General features: G+C 46.1%; 19 protein-coding genes. 13 read left to right on the top strand and 6 right to left on the bottom strand.

Features of this window, described 5'->3' with window-relative positions; all coding sequences use genetic code 11:
- The first annotated feature begins 21 nt into the window (after positions 1-21).
- The 4 genes from rsgA (at position 22) to N646_RS09495 (ending at position 4661) form a co-directional block, all read left to right on the top strand.
- On the top strand, positions 22-1086 hold the full coding sequence (gene rsgA / locus N646_RS09480; RefSeq protein ID WP_005386419.1) for a small ribosomal subunit biogenesis GTPase RsgA: 1065 nt from the start codon (positions 22-24) through the stop codon (positions 1084-1086).
- A gap of 116 nt (positions 1087-1202) precedes the next feature.
- On the top strand, positions 1203-2060 hold the full coding sequence (asd, locus tag N646_RS09485; RefSeq protein WP_017821837.1) for an archaetidylserine decarboxylase: 858 nt from the start codon (positions 1203-1205) through the stop codon (positions 2058-2060).
- Positions 2061-2225: 165 nt separating this feature from the next.
- Complete coding sequence (locus N646_RS09490; RefSeq protein ID WP_005386418.1) at positions 2226-3641, top strand: SLC13 family permease; 1416 nt, start codon at positions 2226-2228, stop codon at positions 3639-3641.
- Positions 3642-3773: 132 nt separating this feature from the next.
- Positions 3774-4661 carry a DMT family transporter gene (locus N646_RS09495; RefSeq protein ID WP_005386417.1) on the top strand — a complete coding sequence of 296 codons (888 nt, stop codon included), beginning with the start codon at positions 3774-3776 and terminating at the stop codon, positions 4659-4661.
- A gap of 86 nt (positions 4662-4747) precedes the next feature.
- Here the strand turns inward: N646_RS09495 and gpmM are convergent, their stop codons facing one another.
- Positions 4748-6280 carry a 2,3-bisphosphoglycerate-independent phosphoglycerate mutase gene (gpmM, locus tag N646_RS09500; RefSeq protein WP_017821836.1) on the bottom strand — a complete coding sequence of 511 codons (1533 nt, stop codon included), beginning with the start codon at positions 6278-6280 and terminating at the stop codon, positions 4748-4750.
- 547 nt (positions 6281-6827) lie between these two features.
- Here gpmM and N646_RS09505 point away from each other — a divergent pair.
- The 5 genes from N646_RS09505 to N646_RS09525 all read left to right on the top strand — a co-directional run bounded on the left by N646_RS09505 (position 6828) and on the right by N646_RS09525 (position 11258).
- Positions 6828-7262 carry a rhodanese-like domain-containing protein gene (locus N646_RS09505; RefSeq protein WP_017821835.1) on the top strand — a complete coding sequence of 145 codons (435 nt, stop codon included), beginning with the start codon at positions 6828-6830 and terminating at the stop codon, positions 7260-7262.
- Positions 7263-7487: 225 nt separating this feature from the next.
- Positions 7488-7952: a protein-export chaperone SecB gene (secB, locus tag N646_RS09510; RefSeq protein WP_005386410.1), complete on the top strand. Its 465-nt coding sequence runs from the start codon at positions 7488-7490 to the stop codon at positions 7950-7952.
- Positions 7953-8147: 195 nt separating this feature from the next.
- Positions 8148-9185 carry an NAD(P)H-dependent glycerol-3-phosphate dehydrogenase gene (gene gpsA, locus N646_RS09515; RefSeq protein WP_005381474.1) on the top strand — a complete coding sequence of 346 codons (1038 nt, stop codon included), beginning with the start codon at positions 8148-8150 and terminating at the stop codon, positions 9183-9185.
- 78 nt (positions 9186-9263) lie between these two features.
- Positions 9264-10085 carry a serine O-acetyltransferase gene (gene cysE / locus N646_RS09520; protein WP_005381475.1) on the top strand — a complete coding sequence of 274 codons (822 nt, stop codon included), beginning with the start codon at positions 9264-9266 and terminating at the stop codon, positions 10083-10085.
- Between the two features lie 27 nt (positions 10086-10112).
- Positions 10113-11258 (top strand): murein hydrolase activator EnvC family protein, encoded by a 1146-nt coding sequence (locus N646_RS09525; protein WP_005381476.1) that lies wholly within the window; start codon positions 10113-10115, stop codon positions 11256-11258.
- Between the two features lie 73 nt (positions 11259-11331).
- Here the strand turns inward: N646_RS09525 and N646_RS09530 are convergent, their stop codons facing one another.
- The 4 genes from N646_RS09530 to epmA all read right to left on the bottom strand — a co-directional run bounded on the left by N646_RS09530 (position 11332) and on the right by epmA (position 14445).
- Positions 11332-12288: an acetyltransferase gene (locus tag N646_RS09530; protein WP_017821834.1), complete on the bottom strand. Its 957-nt coding sequence runs from the start codon at positions 12286-12288 to the stop codon at positions 11332-11334.
- A gap of 144 nt (positions 12289-12432) precedes the next feature.
- Positions 12433-13068 carry a TetR/AcrR family transcriptional regulator gene (locus N646_RS09535; RefSeq protein ID WP_005381480.1) on the bottom strand — a complete coding sequence of 212 codons (636 nt, stop codon included), beginning with the start codon at positions 13066-13068 and terminating at the stop codon, positions 12433-12435.
- 21 nt (positions 13069-13089) lie between these two features.
- Entirely contained in the window at positions 13090-13464 is a 375-nt protein-coding gene (locus N646_RS09540; protein ID WP_017821833.1) for a VanZ family protein, read from the bottom strand.
- Between the two features lie 9 nt (positions 13465-13473).
- A complete protein-coding gene (gene epmA / locus N646_RS09545; protein WP_017821832.1) occupies positions 13474-14445 on the bottom strand; it encodes an elongation factor P--(R)-beta-lysine ligase in 972 nt (323 codons plus the stop codon).
- Between the two features lie 435 nt (positions 14446-14880).
- Here epmA and frdA point away from each other — a divergent pair, with 435 nt between their 5' ends.
- The 4 genes from frdA to frdD are packed head-to-tail and all read left to right on the top strand — an operon-like array spanning position 14881 to position 18213.
- Positions 14881-16680, top strand: a complete 1800-nt coding sequence (frdA, locus tag N646_RS09550) for a fumarate reductase (quinol) flavoprotein subunit (protein ID WP_017821831.1) — start codon at positions 14881-14883, stop codon at positions 16678-16680.
- Positions 16680-17438, top strand: a complete 759-nt coding sequence (locus tag N646_RS09555; RefSeq protein WP_005381489.1) for a succinate dehydrogenase/fumarate reductase iron-sulfur subunit — start codon at positions 16680-16682, stop codon at positions 17436-17438. Before frdA ends, N646_RS09555 begins: the two co-directional genes overlap by 1 nt.
- 2 nt (positions 17439-17440) lie before the next feature.
- Positions 17441-17824, top strand: a complete 384-nt coding sequence (gene frdC, locus N646_RS09560; protein WP_005381491.1) for a fumarate reductase subunit FrdC — start codon at positions 17441-17443, stop codon at positions 17822-17824.
- Positions 17825-17835: 11 nt separating this feature from the next.
- Positions 17836-18213, top strand: coding sequence for a fumarate reductase subunit FrdD (gene frdD, locus N646_RS09565; RefSeq protein WP_005381493.1), 378 nt, complete (start codon positions 17836-17838; stop codon positions 18211-18213).
- Positions 18214-18315: 102 nt separating this feature from the next.
- Here frdD and N646_RS09570 read toward each other — a convergent pair whose 3' ends face one another.
- Positions 18316-19719, bottom strand: a complete 1404-nt coding sequence (locus N646_RS09570; RefSeq protein ID WP_005386397.1) for an SPFH domain-containing protein — start codon at positions 19717-19719, stop codon at positions 18316-18318.
- Between the last annotated feature and the right edge of the window lie 249 nt (positions 19720-19968).

Below are 19968 nucleotides of genomic sequence, written 5' to 3' on the forward strand. Positions count from 1 at the left end.
ATTCACATAAAGTACAGAATTGTGGCAAAGAAGAAAAAGTTAACCAAAGGTCAGGTGCGACGCGTACGTAGCAACCAACAAAAGCGTTTGAAGAAGCAAGAAGATTCCATCCAGTGGGATGAAAACATGCTAGGCGCCAGCAAGCAAGGTCTCGTGATCACTCGTTTTGGTCAGCACGCGGACATTGAAGACCTTGAAACAGGCGAAATTCAACGCTGTAACCTCCGCCGTGGTATTGAGTCTCTAGTATCTGGCGATCGTGTTTTATGGCGCGAAGGATTGGAGTCTATGGCGGGCATCTCTGGTGTTGTTGAAGCGGTAGAACCTCGCTCTTCAGTGCTCACTCGTCCAGATTATTACGATGGCCTAAAACCCGTTGCAGCCAATATTGATCAAATGGTCATTGTCTCTTCGGTATTACCAGAGCTATCGCTAAATATTATTGACCGCTATCTCGTTGCATCAGAAACACTGAATATTGCGCCATTGTTGGTCTTAAATAAAGTCGACCTTCTAGAAGCCGATGACCGTGCAATGTATGAAGAATGGCTCAAAGAATATGAACGTATTGGCTATAAAGTGCTTCTGGTCAGCAAGAAGTCTGGAGAAGGCATTGCTGAACTAGAAACCCTACTGCGTGATCGAATTAATATCTTTGTTGGTCAATCAGGCGTAGGGAAATCCAGCTTAGTCAACGCGTTAATGCCGGAACTAGAGAGCGAAGTGGAAGAAGGCGAAGTCTCTGAGAACTCTGGCTTGGGCCAACACACCACGACGGCTGCACGTTTATACCACATTCCAACGGGTGGCGATTTGATCGACTCACCTGGAGTACGTGAATTTGGTCTTTGGCATTTGGAAGCAGAAGAAGTAACAAAAGCATTCGTTGAATTTCGACCATATTTAGGCGGTTGCAAGTTCCGAGATTGTAAACACAATGATGACCCAGGCTGCCTTCTACGCGAAGCTGTCGAGAACGGGGAAATTAACGAAACTCGCTTTGAAAACTATCATCGCATTTTGGAAAGCATGGTTGAAAACAAAGCAAATCGTCAGTATTCACGTAATAAAAAAGCCGATCTGTAATTGAGTTAAGGCTGTAACTGTGTAAAAAGTCTTCACCTAATACTGACAAGCAAATTAAATTTCAGTAACATCACGCGCCCTAAAGCGCGAATCTAACAGAAGTATCGGAATTAAAGATGGACAAGTTTAAAGTTGGACTGCAGTACTGGATCCCACAACACGGCCTCACTCGCCTAATGGGTAAACTGGCTTCAGCAAAAGCTGGCGGTCTAACAACAGCAGTTATTCGTTGGTTTATCAAACAATACAATGTGAATATGGATGAGGCAAAGCACTCAGATCCTAAGCATTTTAAAACGTTCAACGAGTTTTTCGTTCGTGAGCTAAAAGAAGGCGCACGCCCAATTTCTGAAGGCGAAAACGTCATCACTCATCCAGCCGACGCTTGTGTTAGCCAGTTTGGCCCTATTGAAGATGGTCAACTTATCCAAGCAAAAGGTCATCACTTCTCAGCACAAGAATTGCTGGGCGGTGACGCGAATTTAGCTGACGAATTTAAAGATGGTTCTTTTGCGACATTGTACCTATCTCCGCGCGATTACCACCGTGTACACATGCCATGTGACGGCACTCTGCGCCAAATGATTTACGTACCAGGTGACCTGTTCTCAGTAAACCCTCTGACAGCAGAAAACGTACCAAACCTATTTGCACGTAACGAGCGTGTGGTGTGTATCTTCGATACTGAGTTTGGTCCAATGGCACAGGTGCTTGTTGGTGCGACAATTGTTGGTAGCATTGAGCAAATATGGGCTGGCACGATCACTCCGCCTCGTGGAAACACTGTCTACAAATGGGATTACCCAGCAGAGGGTGACAAGGCCGTGATCTTGAAAAAAGGCGAAGAGATGGGCCGCTTCAAACTGGGTTCTACTGTTATTAACCTGTTTGCCAAAGACGCGATTGAGTTTGACGCAAGCATGGAAAACGGTAAGCCAACCGTTATGGGCACACCTTACGCCTTAAAAAATTGAGTAAAACACCGTTAAGAGCCCTTTATTCAGGGCTCTTTTTATTGATAAAAAGCAAAACTCCGTTCGAAATTTAGCCTCTATTTCTCAAACTCATACCTGCCTCTAAGACCCTCATTCCACAATCAATTATCCTGCGCTTAGAATGAATATTTAGAGGGGCAGCCAATGCCAAAGATGAGTGTAAACACGTTGGCGAAATTGCTGGTGTGCTTTTTAATTCCGCTCGGTGTTTTGATGATGCCGATCGATGCTATTCCTATTGACGATCTCACTTTAATTCAGCATCGCCTGTTAGCTATTTTTCTTCTTGCTGCCCTACTTTGGGTTCTCGAGCCGGTTCCCGTTTTTGCTACGTCCATTCTTATTATCGCTCTTGAACTGATCATGATATCGGATAAAGGTTTGCATCTATTTCGCAATCCACCAGCGGGGCATGATTTAGGAGAGTTAATTGCTTACACCGATATTTTCTCGGCCTTCTCTTCACCGATCATTATTCTTTTTATGGGTGGTTTTGCTCTTGCGATTGCGGCTTCCAAATACGAGCTCGACAACAACCTCGCCCGAGTTCTATTAAAACCATTCGGCACCCAACCTAAGTTCATCATGCTGGGCTTGATGTTAATTACCGCCGTTTTTTCAATGTTTATGTCCAATACTGCCACGACCGTGATGATGCTAGCCCTGCTTGGCCCCATCGTCGCTTCAGCACCTAAAGGGGATTTAGGCATTAAAGCACTGGTGTTGTGTATTCCAATTGCAGCGAATACAGGCGGCATTGCGACTCCGATAGGCACGCCACCTAATGCGATAGCGCTTCAATATCTCACTGGAGAAAACGCGATAGACTTCCTATCGTGGATGACAATGGGTCTACCCTTTGTGTTGGTACAACTCACTGTAGCTTGGTTCTTGTTGCAAAAGCTGTTTCCGTCTAGCGAACCAGAAATGAAACTAAAGCTAGATGGTACATTCAAAAAGAGCTGGCGTGCGATCGTCGTCTACATCACTTTTGCACTAACCATTTTGCTTTGGATGACAACGAAAGTGCATGGCATGAATACATATGTTGTCGCGATTATCCCACTAGCAGTGTTCACGTTAACGGGCATTATGGGAAAAGAAGAGCTCAAGCTGATTAACTGGGATGTTTTATGGCTGGTTGCCGGTGGTATAGCAATTGGTATTGCCTTAGACAAAACGGGCTTAGCCGAAGCATTAGCGCACGCCATTGATTACAGCCTGCTATCACCATTTGCCGTTGTTTTAGCCCTATCAGTAGTGTGTTGGTTAATGGCGAACTTTATGTCTAATACCGCAACGGCAAACTTATTGATGCCTATTGCTGCCGCTATTGGTACATCCATGCCAAGCCTTATTGCGGTTGGTGGCCTACAAGGTTTACTGGTTGTCGTCGCCTTCTCCGCATCACTTGGCATGATCTTACCGGTTTCCACACCACCAAACTCTTTGGCTTATTCAACAGGCCTCATCGAGAGCAAAGACATGGCGAAAGTGGGGCTGATTCTTGGTTTGATTGGTCTACTTATCGTGTATGGCGCAGTTTTGGTACTGTTTTAATCGAAGAGCTCCATGAAAAAGCGTGTTGTCATGGAGCTGCTCTCCAGCTACTGCCCTTACAGAGCGGCTTTTACATCCCATAAATTTCGTGCATATTAAGACTCCTCTACTCTACAAGGACGTCGACACATCATGGGTTACGAATGGCTTGCTTTATGCGCCGCTTTTCTGTGGGCAGTTTCTAGCCTAATTTCGGTCATTCCTGCACAACACCTAGGCGCATTTTCTTACAGCCGCTGGCGTATGGGCTGCACAGCCGTAATCTTATCAACAATGGCCTGGATAACTGGCGGCTGGTTAACGGTTTCTTGGGAACACGTAACGCCAATGATGGCCTCAGGACTGATTGGTATTTTTATTGGCGATACCGCTCTATTCGCGTGTTTGAATCGTATGGGGCCAAGACAAGCCGGGTTACTCTTCTCTTGCCACGCCGTGTTCTCTGCCATCTTGGGCTACTTCTTATTTAGCGAAGTCATGACCACAATAGAACTACTGGGCGCATCATTGGTATTTAGCGGCGTGGTGATGGCGATATTCTTTGGCCGAAGAGGTCAAGTGAATAACGTCTTGGAAGACATTAAAGGTAACATCTGGGTGGGTATTGGACTTGGCTTAACCGCAGCAATGTGCCAAGCATTGGGCGGCATCATCGCCAAGCCAGTAATGCAAACCAGTATTGACCCAGTTGCGGCTTCTGCTATTCGAATGATCAGTGCCTTTTTCGCCCACAGCATGTTGTTAATTCTAGGAGTCAAAGTCGCTCGCTCGACGCAACACATTACTTGGCGCATATTTGGTATTACTGCCCTTAATGGTTTCTTGGCGATGGCCGTCGGCATGACGCTAATCTTATACGCACTGCAAGAAGGAAATGTAGGTATGGTTGCACTTCTATCTTCAACCACGCCAATTATGTTGCTACCACTGCTCTGGATTTACACTAAACGCCGACCAAACCGATTTGCATGGTTGGGCGCAGCCCTAGCTGTGATTGGTGCGGGCATTTTGGTTCAGTAACCTTACAGACCAGCCCTTATTGCCAGATACAAAAAAGCCCGAGTTTAAACTCGGGCTTTTGTCATTCGGAGCCGTTAGTTAATTATTTATTTAACTAATACTTCACCCGTCATTTCTGCTGGGATTTCTAGACCAGCTAGAGAAAGCATGGTTGGTGCAAGGTCAGACAGTTTACCGCCTTCTTTGAATTCAACCGCTTTGTCACCTACATAGATTAGAGGTACTGGTAGGTTAGTGTGAGCAGTGTGGATGCCGCCAGTTTCAGGGTCGATCATCATTTCTGCGTTACCGTGGTCCGCAGTGATCAATAGTTGACCGCCAACTTCTTTGATTGCTTCAACCACTTTACCCACGCTTTCATCTAGAGCTTCGATTGCTTTCTCAGCCGCTTCATAAACGCCAGTGTGACCAACCATATCTGCATTCGGGTAGTTACAGATGATGGTATCGAACTTACCAGACTTGATAGCCGCAACCATCTTCTCTGTTAGTTCTGGAGAGCTCATTTCAGGCTGCATGTCGTACGTTGCAACTTTTGGAGAAGCAACCAACTGACGCTCTTCGCCTTCGAATTCGTTCTCAACACCACCGTTGAAGAAGAAAGTCACGTGTGCGTATTTCTCTGTTTCAGAGATACGTAGCTGAGTTTGACCTTGTTTAGATAGCCACTCACCGTAAGTGTTTTCTAGAGACGCAGGTGGGAATGCGATAGCTAGAGGGATATCAGCCGCGTATTGAGTCAGCATCACAAAGTTGATTGCTGGGAATACTGCACGCTCAAAGCCGTCAAATGCAGGAACGAATGCACGAGTGATTTGACGTGCACGGTCAGCACGGTAGTTCATGAAGATAACCGCATCACCATCTTGCATGATTGCGTCTTCTTGACCTTCTGCTTTGATAGCTGTTGCTTTAACGAATTCGTCGTTTTCTTCACGAGCGTAAGCCGCTTCTAGACCTGCAACTGCCGTTTCTGCTGTGAACTCAGCTTTAGCTTGAGTTAGAAGATCGTAAGCAACTTGGACGCGATCCCAGTTGTTGTCACGGTCCATTGCGTAGTAACGACCTACTAGAGAAGCAACGCGGCCTTTACCTAGTTTCGCAAATAGGTCTTGGAAACGTTGTAGTGAGTTTTCAGCACTACGTGGTGGTGTGTCACGGCCGTCTAGGAAGCAGTGTAGGTAGATTTTCTCTGCGCCACGCGCCGCTGCCATTTCAACTGCAGCGTAAATGTGGTCTTCGTGAGAGTGAACACCGCCTGGAGACACCAGGCCCATGATGTGTACTGCTTTTTCAGCTTTCACAGCAGAGTCGATTGCTTCAACTAGCGCAGGCGTTTGTTCGAACTCACCATCCGCAATTGATTTAGTGATACGAGTCAGGTCTTGGTATACAACGCGGCCTGCACCAATGTTAGTGTGACCAACTTCAGAGTTACCCATTTGACCATCAGGAAGGCCAACATCCATGCCTGAAGCAGAGATTAATGTGTGTGGGTTATTCGCAATCAGAGCATCCATTACTGGTGTTTTCGCATTCGCAATTGCGTTACTTGCTGTGTCTTCACGGTAACCGTAACCGTCAAGGATAACTAGAGCCAGTGGCTTCTTAGCTGACATAGTGATGACCTCATCAAATTTAAGTAACTTTTGGCGTAGGGCCTCGCTGCCCTATCTAACCTTGAAACAAAACTAGCGTAATTTTACTACACTTTTTAACCAAAACTGTAGGTTAAGATCAAATAATGTTTGCGATTTATTGTTGCTATCTTACAAGTTAAGCGAACAACGAGTCAGTGCCGACAAACGTGTTCCACAAGCATAGTCATTTCTAATACGCTTTGTACACCCCAGTCTAAGTTCGGTTTTCTTACGCTTCTCATTCTTATTTTTGCACTTGAAACAGTGCTAATTTAAAGCAACATCAAACAAGATGGGTTAATACTTATTGTTCTCTTTTCTCAGTAAAACAGAAGTCACTTAAACCGATAAGTCCAATAGGCCAAAGCAATCAAGCTACCAGAGCGAAATGTACGGATAGTAAGGGCATAACGGGTTTATAGAGATCTCAATTATTCGTTAGAAAATTTTAACCCTCTCGCCTAAGAGCCGTAACCTCGCTATACTCCTGCTTTATTTTTCCGCCAACAGCGTAAGAGCTCAAGACATGCAAGAGTACATTGAATTTTTCCAACAGAACATGATTCTATCTTTGGTTTGGGTAGGTCTTCTTGTCGCCTTTATCATGAACATCGTGAAGTCAGCGACAGCCGCATACAAAGAAATCAACGTAAACCAACTGACTCATCTTATGAACCGTGAAAACGGCGTTGTAGTGGATATCCGTACCAAGGACGAGTTCAAAAAAGGTCATATCACCGACTCACTTCACATTTTACCGTCAGACATCAAAGCGGGTAACTTGAGTAGCCTTGAAAACCACAAATCAGACCCAATCATTGTGGTATGCAAGACAGGACAGACCGCTCAAGAAAGCGCAAACCTATTAGTAAAAGCTGGCTTCGAAAAAGTGAGCCTACTAAAAAATGGTTTGATTGCGTGGAACGAAGCGAACCTGCCGTTAGTTCGCGGTAAAAAGTAGGAACGTGGCAAGAACGAAAGTTCGCGTTTAAACGCGCTTTTACCAAGCCTCGCGGACAAAAAACTGAGCAAATTGAAAGCAGTTGGAGCACTAAGTTGTGACGCTTTGCACGTAATACACGCTTCATCTAGTCAAGGTAGATTGGCTCAGTTAGTCTCAGGACATACCAGTTTTCTGAGCTTAGACGTTTCTAGGCTCAACAAATATTGATTTAAGGATTAAAAAATGGCTGAAGCAGCACCTCAAGACGCACAACAAAACTTCGCAATTCAACGCATCTTCCTAAAAGACGTTTCTTTTGAAGCGCCGAACTCTCCAGTAATTTTCCAGAAAGAGTGGAACCCAGACGTTAAACTAGACCTAGACACTCAAAGCCGTGAGCTTGGTGAAGGCGTGTACGAAGTTGTTCTACGTCTAACCGTTACTGTGAAGAACGAAGAAGAGACTGCGTTCCTATGTGAAGTTCAACAAGGTGGTATCTTCACTGCTGAACAAATGGAAGCTGGTCAACTTGCACATTGCCTAGGCGCATTCTGCCCGAACATCCTATTCCCATACGCTCGTGAAACTATCTCAAGTCTAGTCGTTAAAGGTACGTTCCCTCAACTGAACCTAGCGCCAGTAAACTTTGACGCGCTATTCATGAACTACCTACAACAGCAAGCTCAACAAGGCGAAGCTGAAGCGTAATTCACGTTTTATAAGTGACGAATAGCCACAGTGCTGACGTCACCGAATCAAATAAAATGCACAGAGCGTCTACCATCCGATGCAATGTGCATTTTTTATTTCTGACAAAAGTTCCTAGTTCCTAATCGCCAGAAGGCGTAAAATTTGACGATTAGGAACTAGATTCTACTAGTAGCAAGACAATTAGGCGGTAGCATGACACAAGCAAATACAAACAATGCTTACGGTAAAGACATCGCAATGACTGTGATTGGCGCAGGCTCATACGGCACCTCTTTGGCAATCTCACTCGCTCGTAACGGCGCGAACGTTGTCCTTTGGGGACACGAGCCAGAGCACATGGCTCGCCTAGAAGCAGACCGAGCTAACCATGCCTTCTTACCAGGTGTTGATTTCCCTGAAAGCTTGATCATTGAATCGGATTTAGAAAAAGCCGTTCAAGCAAGCCGAGATTTGTTGGTTGTGGTTCCAAGCCATGTCTTTGGCATCGTGCTAAACAGCTGTAAACCATTCTTGCGCGAAGACTCTCGCATCTGTTGGGCAACCAAAGGGCTTGAACCTGAAACGGGGCGCCTACTGAAAGACGTTGCTTATGACATTATCGGTGAAAACTACTCACTAGCAGTATTGTCTGGCCCAACGTTTGCGAAAGAGCTCGCAATGGGTATGCCGACTGCAATCTCTGTTGCGTCTCCAGATTCTGAATTTGTTGCGGATCTACAAGAAAAAATCCACTGTAGCAAAACCTTCCGCGTATACGCCAATAGTGACTTTATTGGTATGCAATTGGGCGGCGCTGTGAAAAACGTTATTGCGATTGGTGCGGGTATGTCTGATGGTATCGGTTTTGGCGCCAATGCTCGTACCGCATTAATTACTCGTGGCTTGGCTGAAATGAGTCGCCTTGGTGCTGCGCTGGGTGCACAGCCAGAAACCTTTATGGGCATGGCGGGTTTAGGCGATCTTGTCCTGACATGTACCGATAACCAATCACGTAACCGACGCTTTGGCTTGGCATTAGGCCAAGGTAAAGACGTTGATACGGCTCAAGAAGAAATTGGTCAAGTGGTTGAAGGTTACCGCAATACAAAAGAAGTATGGCTACTTTCTCAACGTATGGGTGTTGAGATGCCGATAGTTGATCAAATTTATCAAGTATTGTATCAAGGAAAAGATGCGCGCTTAGCAGCGCAAGATTTACTTGCTCGTGACAAAAAAGCCGAAGGAAAGTAGCAATCTACCGCCCTTTGCAGCTCATCTGAGAAAAATTGAAGTTGTCGGGTCACGGAAGAACCACTCTGGATATTGAGAATGAAACACTGCGAAAAACAAAAAGTCTGGAACAAAATTGTCTCAGAAGCCCGTGAAATGTCAGAACAAGAGCCTATGCTGGCAAGCTTCTATCATGCCACCATTATCAAGCATGAAAGTTTGTGTGCCGCTCTGAGTTATATTCTGGCTAACAAATTGAACACCGCTTCCATGCCAGCGATGGCTGTGCGTGAAGTGGTTGAAGAAGCCTTTGCGGCTGATCCAACCATCACTGACGGCGCGGCTTGTGATATTTGTGCCACGGTCAATCGCGACCCTGCTGTTTCAATGTACTCAATGCCATTGCTGTACCTAAAAGGCTATCACGCACTGCAAGGCTACCGAGTAGCAAACTGGCTGTGGAAGCAAGGTCGTCACGCTCTTGCGACTTACCTACAAAATCAGATTTCGGTAGCATGTCAGGTCGATATCCACCCTGCAGCGCGCATTGGTAGTGGTATCATGCTCGACCATGCAACAGGCATCGTGATTGGTGAAACTGCCGTGGTCGAAAACGACGTGTCTATACTGCAAGATGTCACCCTTGGTGGTACTGGTAAAGAATGCGGTGATCGTCACCCGAAAATTCGCGAGGGTGTGATGATCGGAGCTGGTGCAAAGATTCTTGGCAATATCGAAGTCGGTGAAGGCGCGAAAATCGGATCTTGCTCTGTGGTATTGCAAGCCGTGCCTCCTCACACAACGGTGGCTGGCGTGCCTGCAAAAATCGTCGGACGTCCAAAAACGGACAAACCCTCTCTCGATATGGATCAAGGCTTTAACGGCAAGTCGCAAAGCTTTATCCATGGAGATGGTATTTAATCGTCAACAAACCTTTTTGACAACAACGTGGTAGGTAACTCTCAAGTGCGAAAACAAAATCACCCTGTTCTACGCTCGGCTATTTTATTAACTTGTGCTTTATCTGCCACTTATCCCATTACCTCCTCTGCTGTGAGTCAGCAAGAGCTCAAAGGCGTATCCAGTGAGATAAGCCGTCAGCGCAAATCGCTCTCTTCCCAAGAAAAGCAGCTCAATGAGTTACAGAAATCACTAAAAGATCAAGAGCTTGGTATTTCTAAGCTTGAGCGTGAAATACGACAAACCAAGTCTAACCTCGCACAAGCAGACAAAAACATAGAAAACCTGGAAGAGAAAATTGCCTTGCAAGAAGCACAGCGTCAAGAGCAAGAAGAAGAACTCAAACAGCTGCTGCAAACGTATTACGTAACCGAGCGAGCGAAGGCCAATGGTCACTTGTTAAATCAAGGTGTGGAAGAAGACCGCATGAGCCAATACTTCCAGCATTTAGCTAAAGCACGTGCTGAAGTGATTGATGCGATCACCAAAATAACCCAAGAATTAGCGCACAACAAAAACCAGCTCGAGCTAGAAAAAGAGCAAATCGAGACTCTGCTCAAGCAGCAATCCGAAAAACGTACAGCGCTAGCGAGTACACAATCCAAGCGTAAGCAAACCCTGAATAAAATTCAGAGCAGTATCAAGAATGACAAACGCTACTTAGCCGAGCTGCAACGCAACGAAACCCGTTTAAAAGCAGAGATCGCCAAAGCAGCGAAGCGTAATGCGGTGCCAATGGACGGACTCGGCAAACAGCGCGGTAAGTTGCCTTGGCCACTCAAAGGCAGTGTGTTACACAACTTTGGTACGCGACAAACTGGGCAGGTAAACTGGAAGGGTATGGTGTTGTCTGCCAACTATGGTCAACAAGTGAAAGCCGTTTATCCTGGTACTGTCGTATTTGCTGAGTATCTGCGCGGATACGGTTTAGTGGTACTGCTCGACCACGGCAAAGGTGACATGACCCTCTATGGTTACAACCAAGCCTTAACTAAAAAAGAAGGCGACCGAGTCACCGCCGGCGAAGTGATTGCTCTCGCGGGTGATACAGGTGGTCAAGACAGACCATCGCTGTACTTTGAAATTCGTCGTAATAGTGAAGCGCAGAATCCGAAATCTTGGTTAAAACGCTGATTATCTGACTCATAGACTTATAATAAAAAAGGAGCCACTCGGCTCCTTTTTTGTATTCATATTTTGGAAAATGCTATGCGTAGTAGGTTTCTACCGCATCAATAAAAGCATTCACATCATCTTTGCTTAACGCGTTGATTCCTGCCGCCGCCTCTCGCCCCCCACCTGTCGGGAACTGACCACACACGGCAACGGCACCTTGTTTATTGTTTAATGGGGCGCGGAGTGAAACCGTATAAGTACCATCTGCATTTTCAGTAAGTACCGCATGCGCAGAGTCAGGGGTTTGGTTTGCTAGCCAGTTGCCATAAACACCACTGATTCGGCGTGATGCCGCCGTGTTTGGTAACTCAAACAACTTCAGCTTACCACTCTCATGCATGGCAGGCACTGCGAGAGCCGCCTCCATGTCTTGTTGGTAAGCCGATTGCAATTGGTAGTATGGCGAGGCCGTATCTTCAATAGCTTCAAATGGTGACGTGTACTTCAGCAAAGCTCGGTACAGCTCCGCAGGGTGAAAGTGTAAATCTTCGACCTTCGATCCGTAGCCGTTGTAGTTAATTAAAGTACCCAGCTCTTTTAGCTGCTCTTTCTGTTGCTGCAACAAGCCCGCGTTATTCGCTAACTCATCGGCTTTAGCAATCATGTTATCGCCATAAGCCGCCGTAATCGCCCAGTCATGAAAACGCCCATCAAGCAACTTATCGACAATCAACGCCGTGCACATGTTGGCATCGAGATCGATGTGCGCATCCAAATTACCATGCTGAGGAATGTCGCCCGCTTTGTGATGATCGGCGTAAAAGACGTGCGCGCCTTGAGCCAAAGCTTGCTCTAGACCTGCCATGTTCTTTTCCATCGAAATGTCTAACACAGTCAGCTCATCACCCGCTTGCACGTCTACTTTTTCCACCAGCTTGATGTCGCGCTTTACACCGGTTATTAACTGGGCATCGACAGGATCAGCCAAACGCAATTGTAGAAGAGCAATGATGCCATCAGCATCACCATTAAAAATGTCGTAATTCATGGGGCGATAGTTCCTTTATCGAGAATCTTATCCCTGCAAGGGTTTTTAGCGTATGGGACTATTGTGCGTGGCATATTTGACAAGTCAACTCGAGCCACGACTCGAAAATGAGAGTGACTCTCGAAATATTAAGCAGTTTGACGTTTAACTGTGTAGATTGCTAACCGCATCTTCTAATAACAGTAGCTGCTCTAAGCCCTGCTCAGTTGCTAATGGCTTAACGACATTAAGCATCTGCAACATCCCTTGCTTCACCATTTGCTCGGTAATGTTGGTTTTTGAAGCCATCGCGGATTGATACGCCAACCAACTACACGCAATCAAGTGCAATGTACATACCAATGACTTCAACTGTTGTTGATCGACATTCAACAGCTTCATCGTTACGAACTCTTGCATAATAGCAATGAGGTTCGCTTGCAGCTTCTCTTGCACATCGATGTACTGTTCGTGTAGCTGTTCATCTCGTGACAAGATTTCTGGTAAGTTTGCGTAGAAAAAGCGGTATTTCCACATCAAGGTAAAAATAGAGTCTAGGTAGCTCTTCAGCATAGTCAGGCTCTCTTGCGAACCTTGAATAGGGGTAAATCTTTCTAAAAGTTCTGCTGAATAAAGCGCAAAGATCTCACGAACGATTTCTTGCTTATTGCGGAAGTGGTAATACAGATTACCAGGGCTAATTTCGATGTGATCGGCAATGTGATTGGTGGTGATGTTGCGCTCACCATGTTGGTTGAACAACTCCAGTGCCGCGTAGACGATTTTGTCGCGCGTTTTCATTGTTATCGTGTTCCCTCTTCATTAACGAATCGAGTATAGCGACTTCACCAACCTAGGTCGATAGAGGCTCCAAATACGGTAACATAACAGACCAGTTAAGATGCCAGTTAAGTTGGCGACAAGGTCTAACCAAGAAGTTTGTCGCCCTACATACCCTTGCAACCACTCAATAACGGCGCTGAATAGCAAAATACTAATCGCCACCGCCCAACGTTGACGCCAACGCCACACGCAAAAGCAACCTAAAAACGCAAAGCCGCTGTACGCCATAGCGTGCTGCATTTTGTCGAGATACACGATATTGCCCCAGTCTTGCAGTTCACCTGAACTCAGAGATAAAAAAGCGATCAATATGGCGTAGCTAAAGATGGCGAAACGTGCAGCCGTCAGGTTCATTGGACGTCCTTATGCAATTGGAAATGGAAAGGCCGTCACTTGATCAATGTGGTCACAGCCTAGCGCCAGCATGATCAAACGATCGATACCCAACGCGACCCCTGCACAATCTGGCAACCCTGCTTCCAGTGCAGAAATCAGATGATAATCGATCGGCTGCGGTTTTAAACCCATTTCGATACGCTTTGCGTTATCTTGTTCAAAGCGCGCTAATTGCTCTTTCGGATTGTCCAGTTCATGGAATCCGTTCGCCAGCTCTATCCCCTTAAAGTACACTTCAAAACGATCCGCGACGCGATGATCTTGAGGATTGATTTTTGCGAGCGCCGCCTGTGACGCAGGGAAGTCGTACACAAAAGCCGGCACATCCTGACCAATTTTGTTTTCTACTCCCACGCTAAATAACAGTTGCAGCAACGTATCGCGATCTTCTTCTGGCTCAGCAATGTCACTCAAGCCCAGCTTGCTTGCCGCCGCTTTCAGCTCCGTCATCGAGCCTTCTAATGGACACACACCCAACACATCAATGAAGGCTTGTTGATACGTCATGCGCTGCGCTGCGCCACACTTCAATACCAGTTGCAACAGGGCATCCATTTCATCCATCAATTTATGATGGTCAAAGCCAACGCGATACCACTCCAACATCGTAAACTCAGGATTGTGGTAGCGACCATTCTCTTCATTACGAAATGCTTTGTTGATTTGATAAATACAACCGCTACCCGCAGCCAAAAGGCGCTTCATATGGAATTCTGGGCTGGTCATAAAAAACAGCTTACTGCCATCGGCATAGCCTGGGCCAACAAACTCGGTTTGGAAAGTATGCAAATGAATGTCAGTCACGGTTGCGTGACTCATGGCTGGCGTATCGACTTCCATCACCTGTCGGTCAGCGAAGAATTGTCGAATCGACGCGATTAACGTCGCACGTTGACGAAGTTGGTCAATGGAAGCAGTAGGTTGCCAGTTGGTTTGCATAACAAGTCTCTCAAACTTTAATTCAGCGAGGAAAGTCTCATTCTACATGCTTTTTACTCTTCAAGAAGAGAGGAATATCCCTTCTTCTTTTTACTAATGTGCTCGCCAATTTGAGGCAAGCATTACTCGTGCCGCAGAACAAAAAACACTCAGTTAAAATCCTATTATCCATGCGGTTAATGTCACGCAACACGGGTTTAACATCCCTAATATTAATGCTTGAGGACCAAAACCTCGATGCCGTGATAGCAGTCACATAACCTATAAATTCTATGCCCTTAAGTGCATTACCGAAGCAAAAACCCAATTACATCAATTTTTCTGCCATGTGGCTCATCTACACTAACCCTACTACTTTTGGGGAGTTCTTTTTAAGGAGCGCCTCGTAATGACAATAACAAGCGGATTTCCGCAATCACACACTGGAGGATAACTGTGCAAATTATCACCACAGATATCGCAGTCATCGGCGCAGGCGGCGCTGGTCTTCGTACTGCTATTGCAGCGGCTGAAGCAAACCCAGACTTAGAAGTCGCTCTGATTTCTAAAGTTTATCCAATGCGCTCCCACACGGTCGCTGCAGAGGGTGGCTCAGCAGCAGTTATCAAGGATGAAGATAGCTTAGACAACCACTTCAACGACACTGTTGGCGGTGGTGACTGGCTATGTGAACAGGATGTTGTTGAATACTTTGTAGAGAACGCGACTCGCGAAATGATCCAAATGGAGCAATGGGGTTGCCCATGGAGTCGTAAAGAGAACGGTGAAGTCAACGTACGCCGCTTTGGTGGTATGAAGGTTGAACGTACTTGGTTCGCTGCAGACAAAACTGGCTTCCACATGCTTCATACGCTATTCCAGACATCAATGAAGTACAGCAACATCAAACGTTTTGATGAGTACTTTGTGGTGGATCTGCTTGTTGATGAAGGCGAAGTTCAAGGTCTGATTGCTATTCACATGTCTGAAGGCGAGCTTGTTACTATCAAAGCAAAATCTGTTGTTCTAGCAACAGGTGGCGCGGGCCGTGTTTACCACTGTAACACCAACGGCGGTATCGTAACGGGCGATGGTATGGCAATGGCTTACCGTCACGGCGTTCCTCTACGTGATATGGAATTCGTTCAATACCACCCAACAGGTCTTCCTGGTACAGGTATCCTGATGACGGAAGGTTGTCGTGGTGAAGGCGGTATCATCGTTAACAAGAATGGCTACCGTTACCTACAAGACTACGGCATGGGCCCAGAAACTCCAGTTGGCCAACCGAAGAACAAATACATGGAACTGGGTCCTCGTGACAAAGTTTCTCAAGCTTTCTGGCACGAACAACAGAAAGGCAACACCATCAAACACCCACTGGGTGACGTGGTGCACCTAGACCTTCGCCACCTTGGTGAAGAGTACCTACAAGAACGTCTGCCGTTCATCTGTGAGCTAGCAAAAGCTTATGTAAACGTGGACCCTGCAAAAGAGCCAATTCCAATTCGTCCAACCGTTCACTACACCATGGGTGGTATTGAAACGGACGGCAGTTGTGAAACTCGCATTAAAGGCCTATTCGCGGTGGGTGAATGTGCGTCTGTTGGTCTTCACGGTGCAAACCGTCTAGGTTCTAACTCACTGGCTGAGTTCGTGGTATTTGGCCGCGTAGCAGGTGAAAACGCCGTGAAACGTGCGGCAGAATTCAAAGGCTGGAACGACGCGGCAATTGACGCGCAAGTAAAAGCGGTTGAAGAACGCATCGCTAACCTAATGAACCAAGAAGGCGACGAAAACTGGGCAGAAATCCGCACGGAAATGGGTCACACCATGGAAGCGGGTTGTGGTATCTACCGCCAAGAAGATTTGATGCAAGCGACTATCGACAAGATCACTGAGTTGAAAGAACGCTACAAACGCATCAGCATCAAAGACAAAGGTAAAGTGTTCAACACTGACCTTCTGTACGCCATTGAAGTAGGCTACGGCCTAGAAGTCGCAGAAGCGATGGTTCACTCTGCGATTCTACGTAAAGAATCTCGCGGTGCGCACCAACGTCTAGACGACGGTTGTACAGAACGTGATGACGTGAACTTCCTAAAACACTCACTTGCTTTCTACAAGCCAGAGTCAGCACCAAGTATCGATTACAGCAATGTGACCATCACTAAGTCACAACCAAAAGCTCGTCTATACGGTGAAGCAGCAGAAAAAGCCGCGGCTGAAGAGAAGAACGCAGAGGAGCAAGCATAATGTCAGCAAATCGCATTCAAAAAGTAGACATCCTGCGTTACGACCCAGAAAAAGATGCAGAACCATACAAGCAAACATTCGAAGTACCATTCGATGAAACCATGTCTGTACTTGACGCACTTGGCTACATCAAAGACCACCTAGACAAAGATCTGTCTTACCGTTGGTCTTGCCGTATGGCGATCTGTGGTTCTTGCGGCATCATGGTGAACAACGTACCGAAACTTGCTTGTAAGAGCTTCCTACGTGACTACCCAGACGGTGTGACTATCGAGCCTCTAGCGAACTTCCCAATCGAGAAAGACTTGATTGTTGATATGACGCCATTCATCGAGCGCCTAGAAGCAATCAAACCATACATCATTGGTAACGATCGTAAACCAGAAGACGGTACGAACTTGCAAACGCCAGAACAGATGGCGAAATACAAGCAGTTCGCTGGCTGTATCAACTGTGGTCTGTGCTATGCCGCATGTCCTCAGTTTGGTCTTAACCCAGAGTTCATCGGTCCTGCTGCACTAACGCTAGCCCACCGCTACAACCTAGACAGCCGTGACAACGGTAAAGATGAGCGCATGAAGCTTATCAACGGTGAAAACGGTGCTTGGGGTTGTACGTTTGTTGGTTACTGTTCTGAAGTTTGTCCGAAGAACGTTGACCCAGCAGCGGCAGTAAACCAAGGCAAAGTGGAGTCTTCTATGGACTTCGTGATTGCTATGTTGAAACCTGATGGTTCACCAAAGAAAGTGGAGGCATAAGGATGAGCAATCGTAAACCTTACGTTCGTGAAGTAAAACGCACTTGGTGGAAGAACCATCCTTTCTACCGCTTCTACATGCTACGTGAAGCGACGGTGCTTCCATTAATCCTATTCACTCTGTTCCTAACTTTCGGTTTAGGTTGCTTGGTGAAAGGTCCTGAAGCATGGCAAGGTTGGTTAGCGTTCATGGCGAACCCAATCGTCGTCGCAATCAACATCGTTGCACTACTCGGTAGCCTATTCCACGCTCAAACTTTCTTCAGCATGATGCCACAAGTAATGCCAATTCGTTTGAAAGGCAAACCCGTGGACAAGAAGATCATCGTATTGACTCAGTGGGCCGCGGTTGCGTTCATCTCACTGATCGTTCTCATCGTGGTGTAAGGAGCTGAGCAATGAAACCGAATTATAGTGTAAACACATCACCAAAACGTTCTGATGAGCCAATCTGGTGGGGTCTGTTTGGCGCAGGTGGTACTTGGTTCGCGATGATCACGCCAATCACTGTTCTTGTGCTAGGTATCTTGGTCCCACTAGGCGTGATTGATGCAGAAGCGATGAGCTACGAGCGTGTCTCTGCATTCGCAACCAGCATCATCGGTGCGCTATTCATCATTGGCACGCTAGCATTGCCAATGTGGCATGCAATGCACCGTGTACACCACGGCATGCACGACCTTAAGTTCCACACTGGTGTGATTGGTAAAATTGCATGCTATGCATTTGCAGGCCTCATCACTGCACTAGCAGTTATCTTTATCTTCATGATTTAAGAGACTGACCAAAAAAGAAAAAGCTGGCTAAATGCCAGCTTTTTTATTGCTTTGGGTTACCTATGATCTTTTTGCTTTTTAAGCTTTTGACCACCCATGATCTTATTGCTGTGCGACCTTCTTTGTCTGGTCCATAAGACCCAGAGCACCAAAGCCAGTAATCACATCTAGGTTTGTTTTCAAGCCCGTTTCGTCACTTCCACCAATGTAATTTTGTGGCATCTGAACTTGGAAGTTTTGCAAATTGTTGTACAGCGAGTTCGCTACGTCTCGATTCAATTCTGCCAAGTAAACTTCACGGTTTGCTCCTAACGCCGCATACTTACCTTTAAGGACTTCAGATTCTGCGCGACCTTTCGCTAATATCGCTTTCGCTTCAAACTCAGCAGAAAGTGCGTTCGCTTTTTGAATCGCTAAGTTAGCCTCTGCGATAGCTAGCTCTTTCTCCTTCTCGACTTCAGCAAGTCGTTTGGTTTTTTCCACTTCAACGATTTCACGCTCTGCAATCTGACGTGCAACTTCCACTTCTTTTTGCTGAGCAATAATTGCGAGTTCTTTACCACGCTGAGCGTCTTGCACCTCACGTGTTCGTTGAATCTCTTTGCGTAACTGCTCGGTCTCTGCCTGTGCTTTCGACGTTTCTTGTTCCTGAATCGCGCGAATACGATCCGCCACTAAACGCTTTTTATCTGCCAATAGCTGATCTAATTGCTTTTCTGGCTGCGGGTCACCAATGGTCACCTGCGTCACTTGAATACCGTATTGTTGTAACGGATTGTCTTGACGAATCGGTTGCCCGGTTTTGTCTACGACAGGTACGGTTTTCCAAACCAGTTGATTGGTGCGCTGTAATTGGTTCGGATTAGCTTGATTCGCCCCAACAGGCGCAAGATCCAACTCTTCCACTTCAACCTGACGTCGCTCTGTTAGATAAATCCCCTCTCGTAACTGATCGCCAAGTTTCGATTTGAACTGGTTCAAACCACCTTGGAAAAACTCTTCACCCGTGTATTGGGTTGCGGTAATCACCGTTACGTTACGTGCGTTCTTTACAAGCAGCGCATCGATCAAGTTACTGTTGTTGCGGAACTCTTTATGCATCTTCTTCACCGCTTCAGGGTCATTACTGAGCTTAAAGCGGAATGTTACGGGGATCTGACCAATATAGGTGTCGGCAAATCGAACCTGAATCGCATCAAGACGTTGATAAAAATCTTCGCCCTTGCTGTTACCGAATGACACGGTGATCACTTGGTCATACTTGGTGATTTTGGACAGAAATGGCATACGAAAATGAATGCCAGGTTCAGTAAACACATCCAACTCACCAGTAATATTATTCTGATGCACGTAGCTGTAACCCGCATCGGTCATCAGCACCGAGCTATTAATCGTTAAGCCTATTGCCAACAGCGGTACGCCAAATACGGCTGCTTTTAATCCTTTATGTAGTAACTGACGTCTTTCTTCCACCTTTAAACCCCTTCCTAAACCTCTGCTTTCCATTTTGTTCTCCTTTTTTGGATTGTTACTGAGTTAAATCGATAAAAATCAGATTGCTATGCAACTCAGCAACAAGTACTAATGTATCAAAATGTTACATTAAGGAATAATCGACAGATTCATGGAATAAATAAGATTTTTACGAATAATACAAAATCATCAAAAATTTGCGGAGGATATCGATGTTTTACGCAGAGGGATTAAAAGAGAAGAATCACAGGCAATAAAAAAGGCCGCCGAAGCGACCTTTCT

It is taken from the genome of Vibrio alginolyticus NBRC 15630 = ATCC 17749 (assembly GCF_000354175.2).
Classification (GTDB): Bacteria; Pseudomonadota; Gammaproteobacteria; order Enterobacterales; family Vibrionaceae; genus Vibrio; species Vibrio alginolyticus.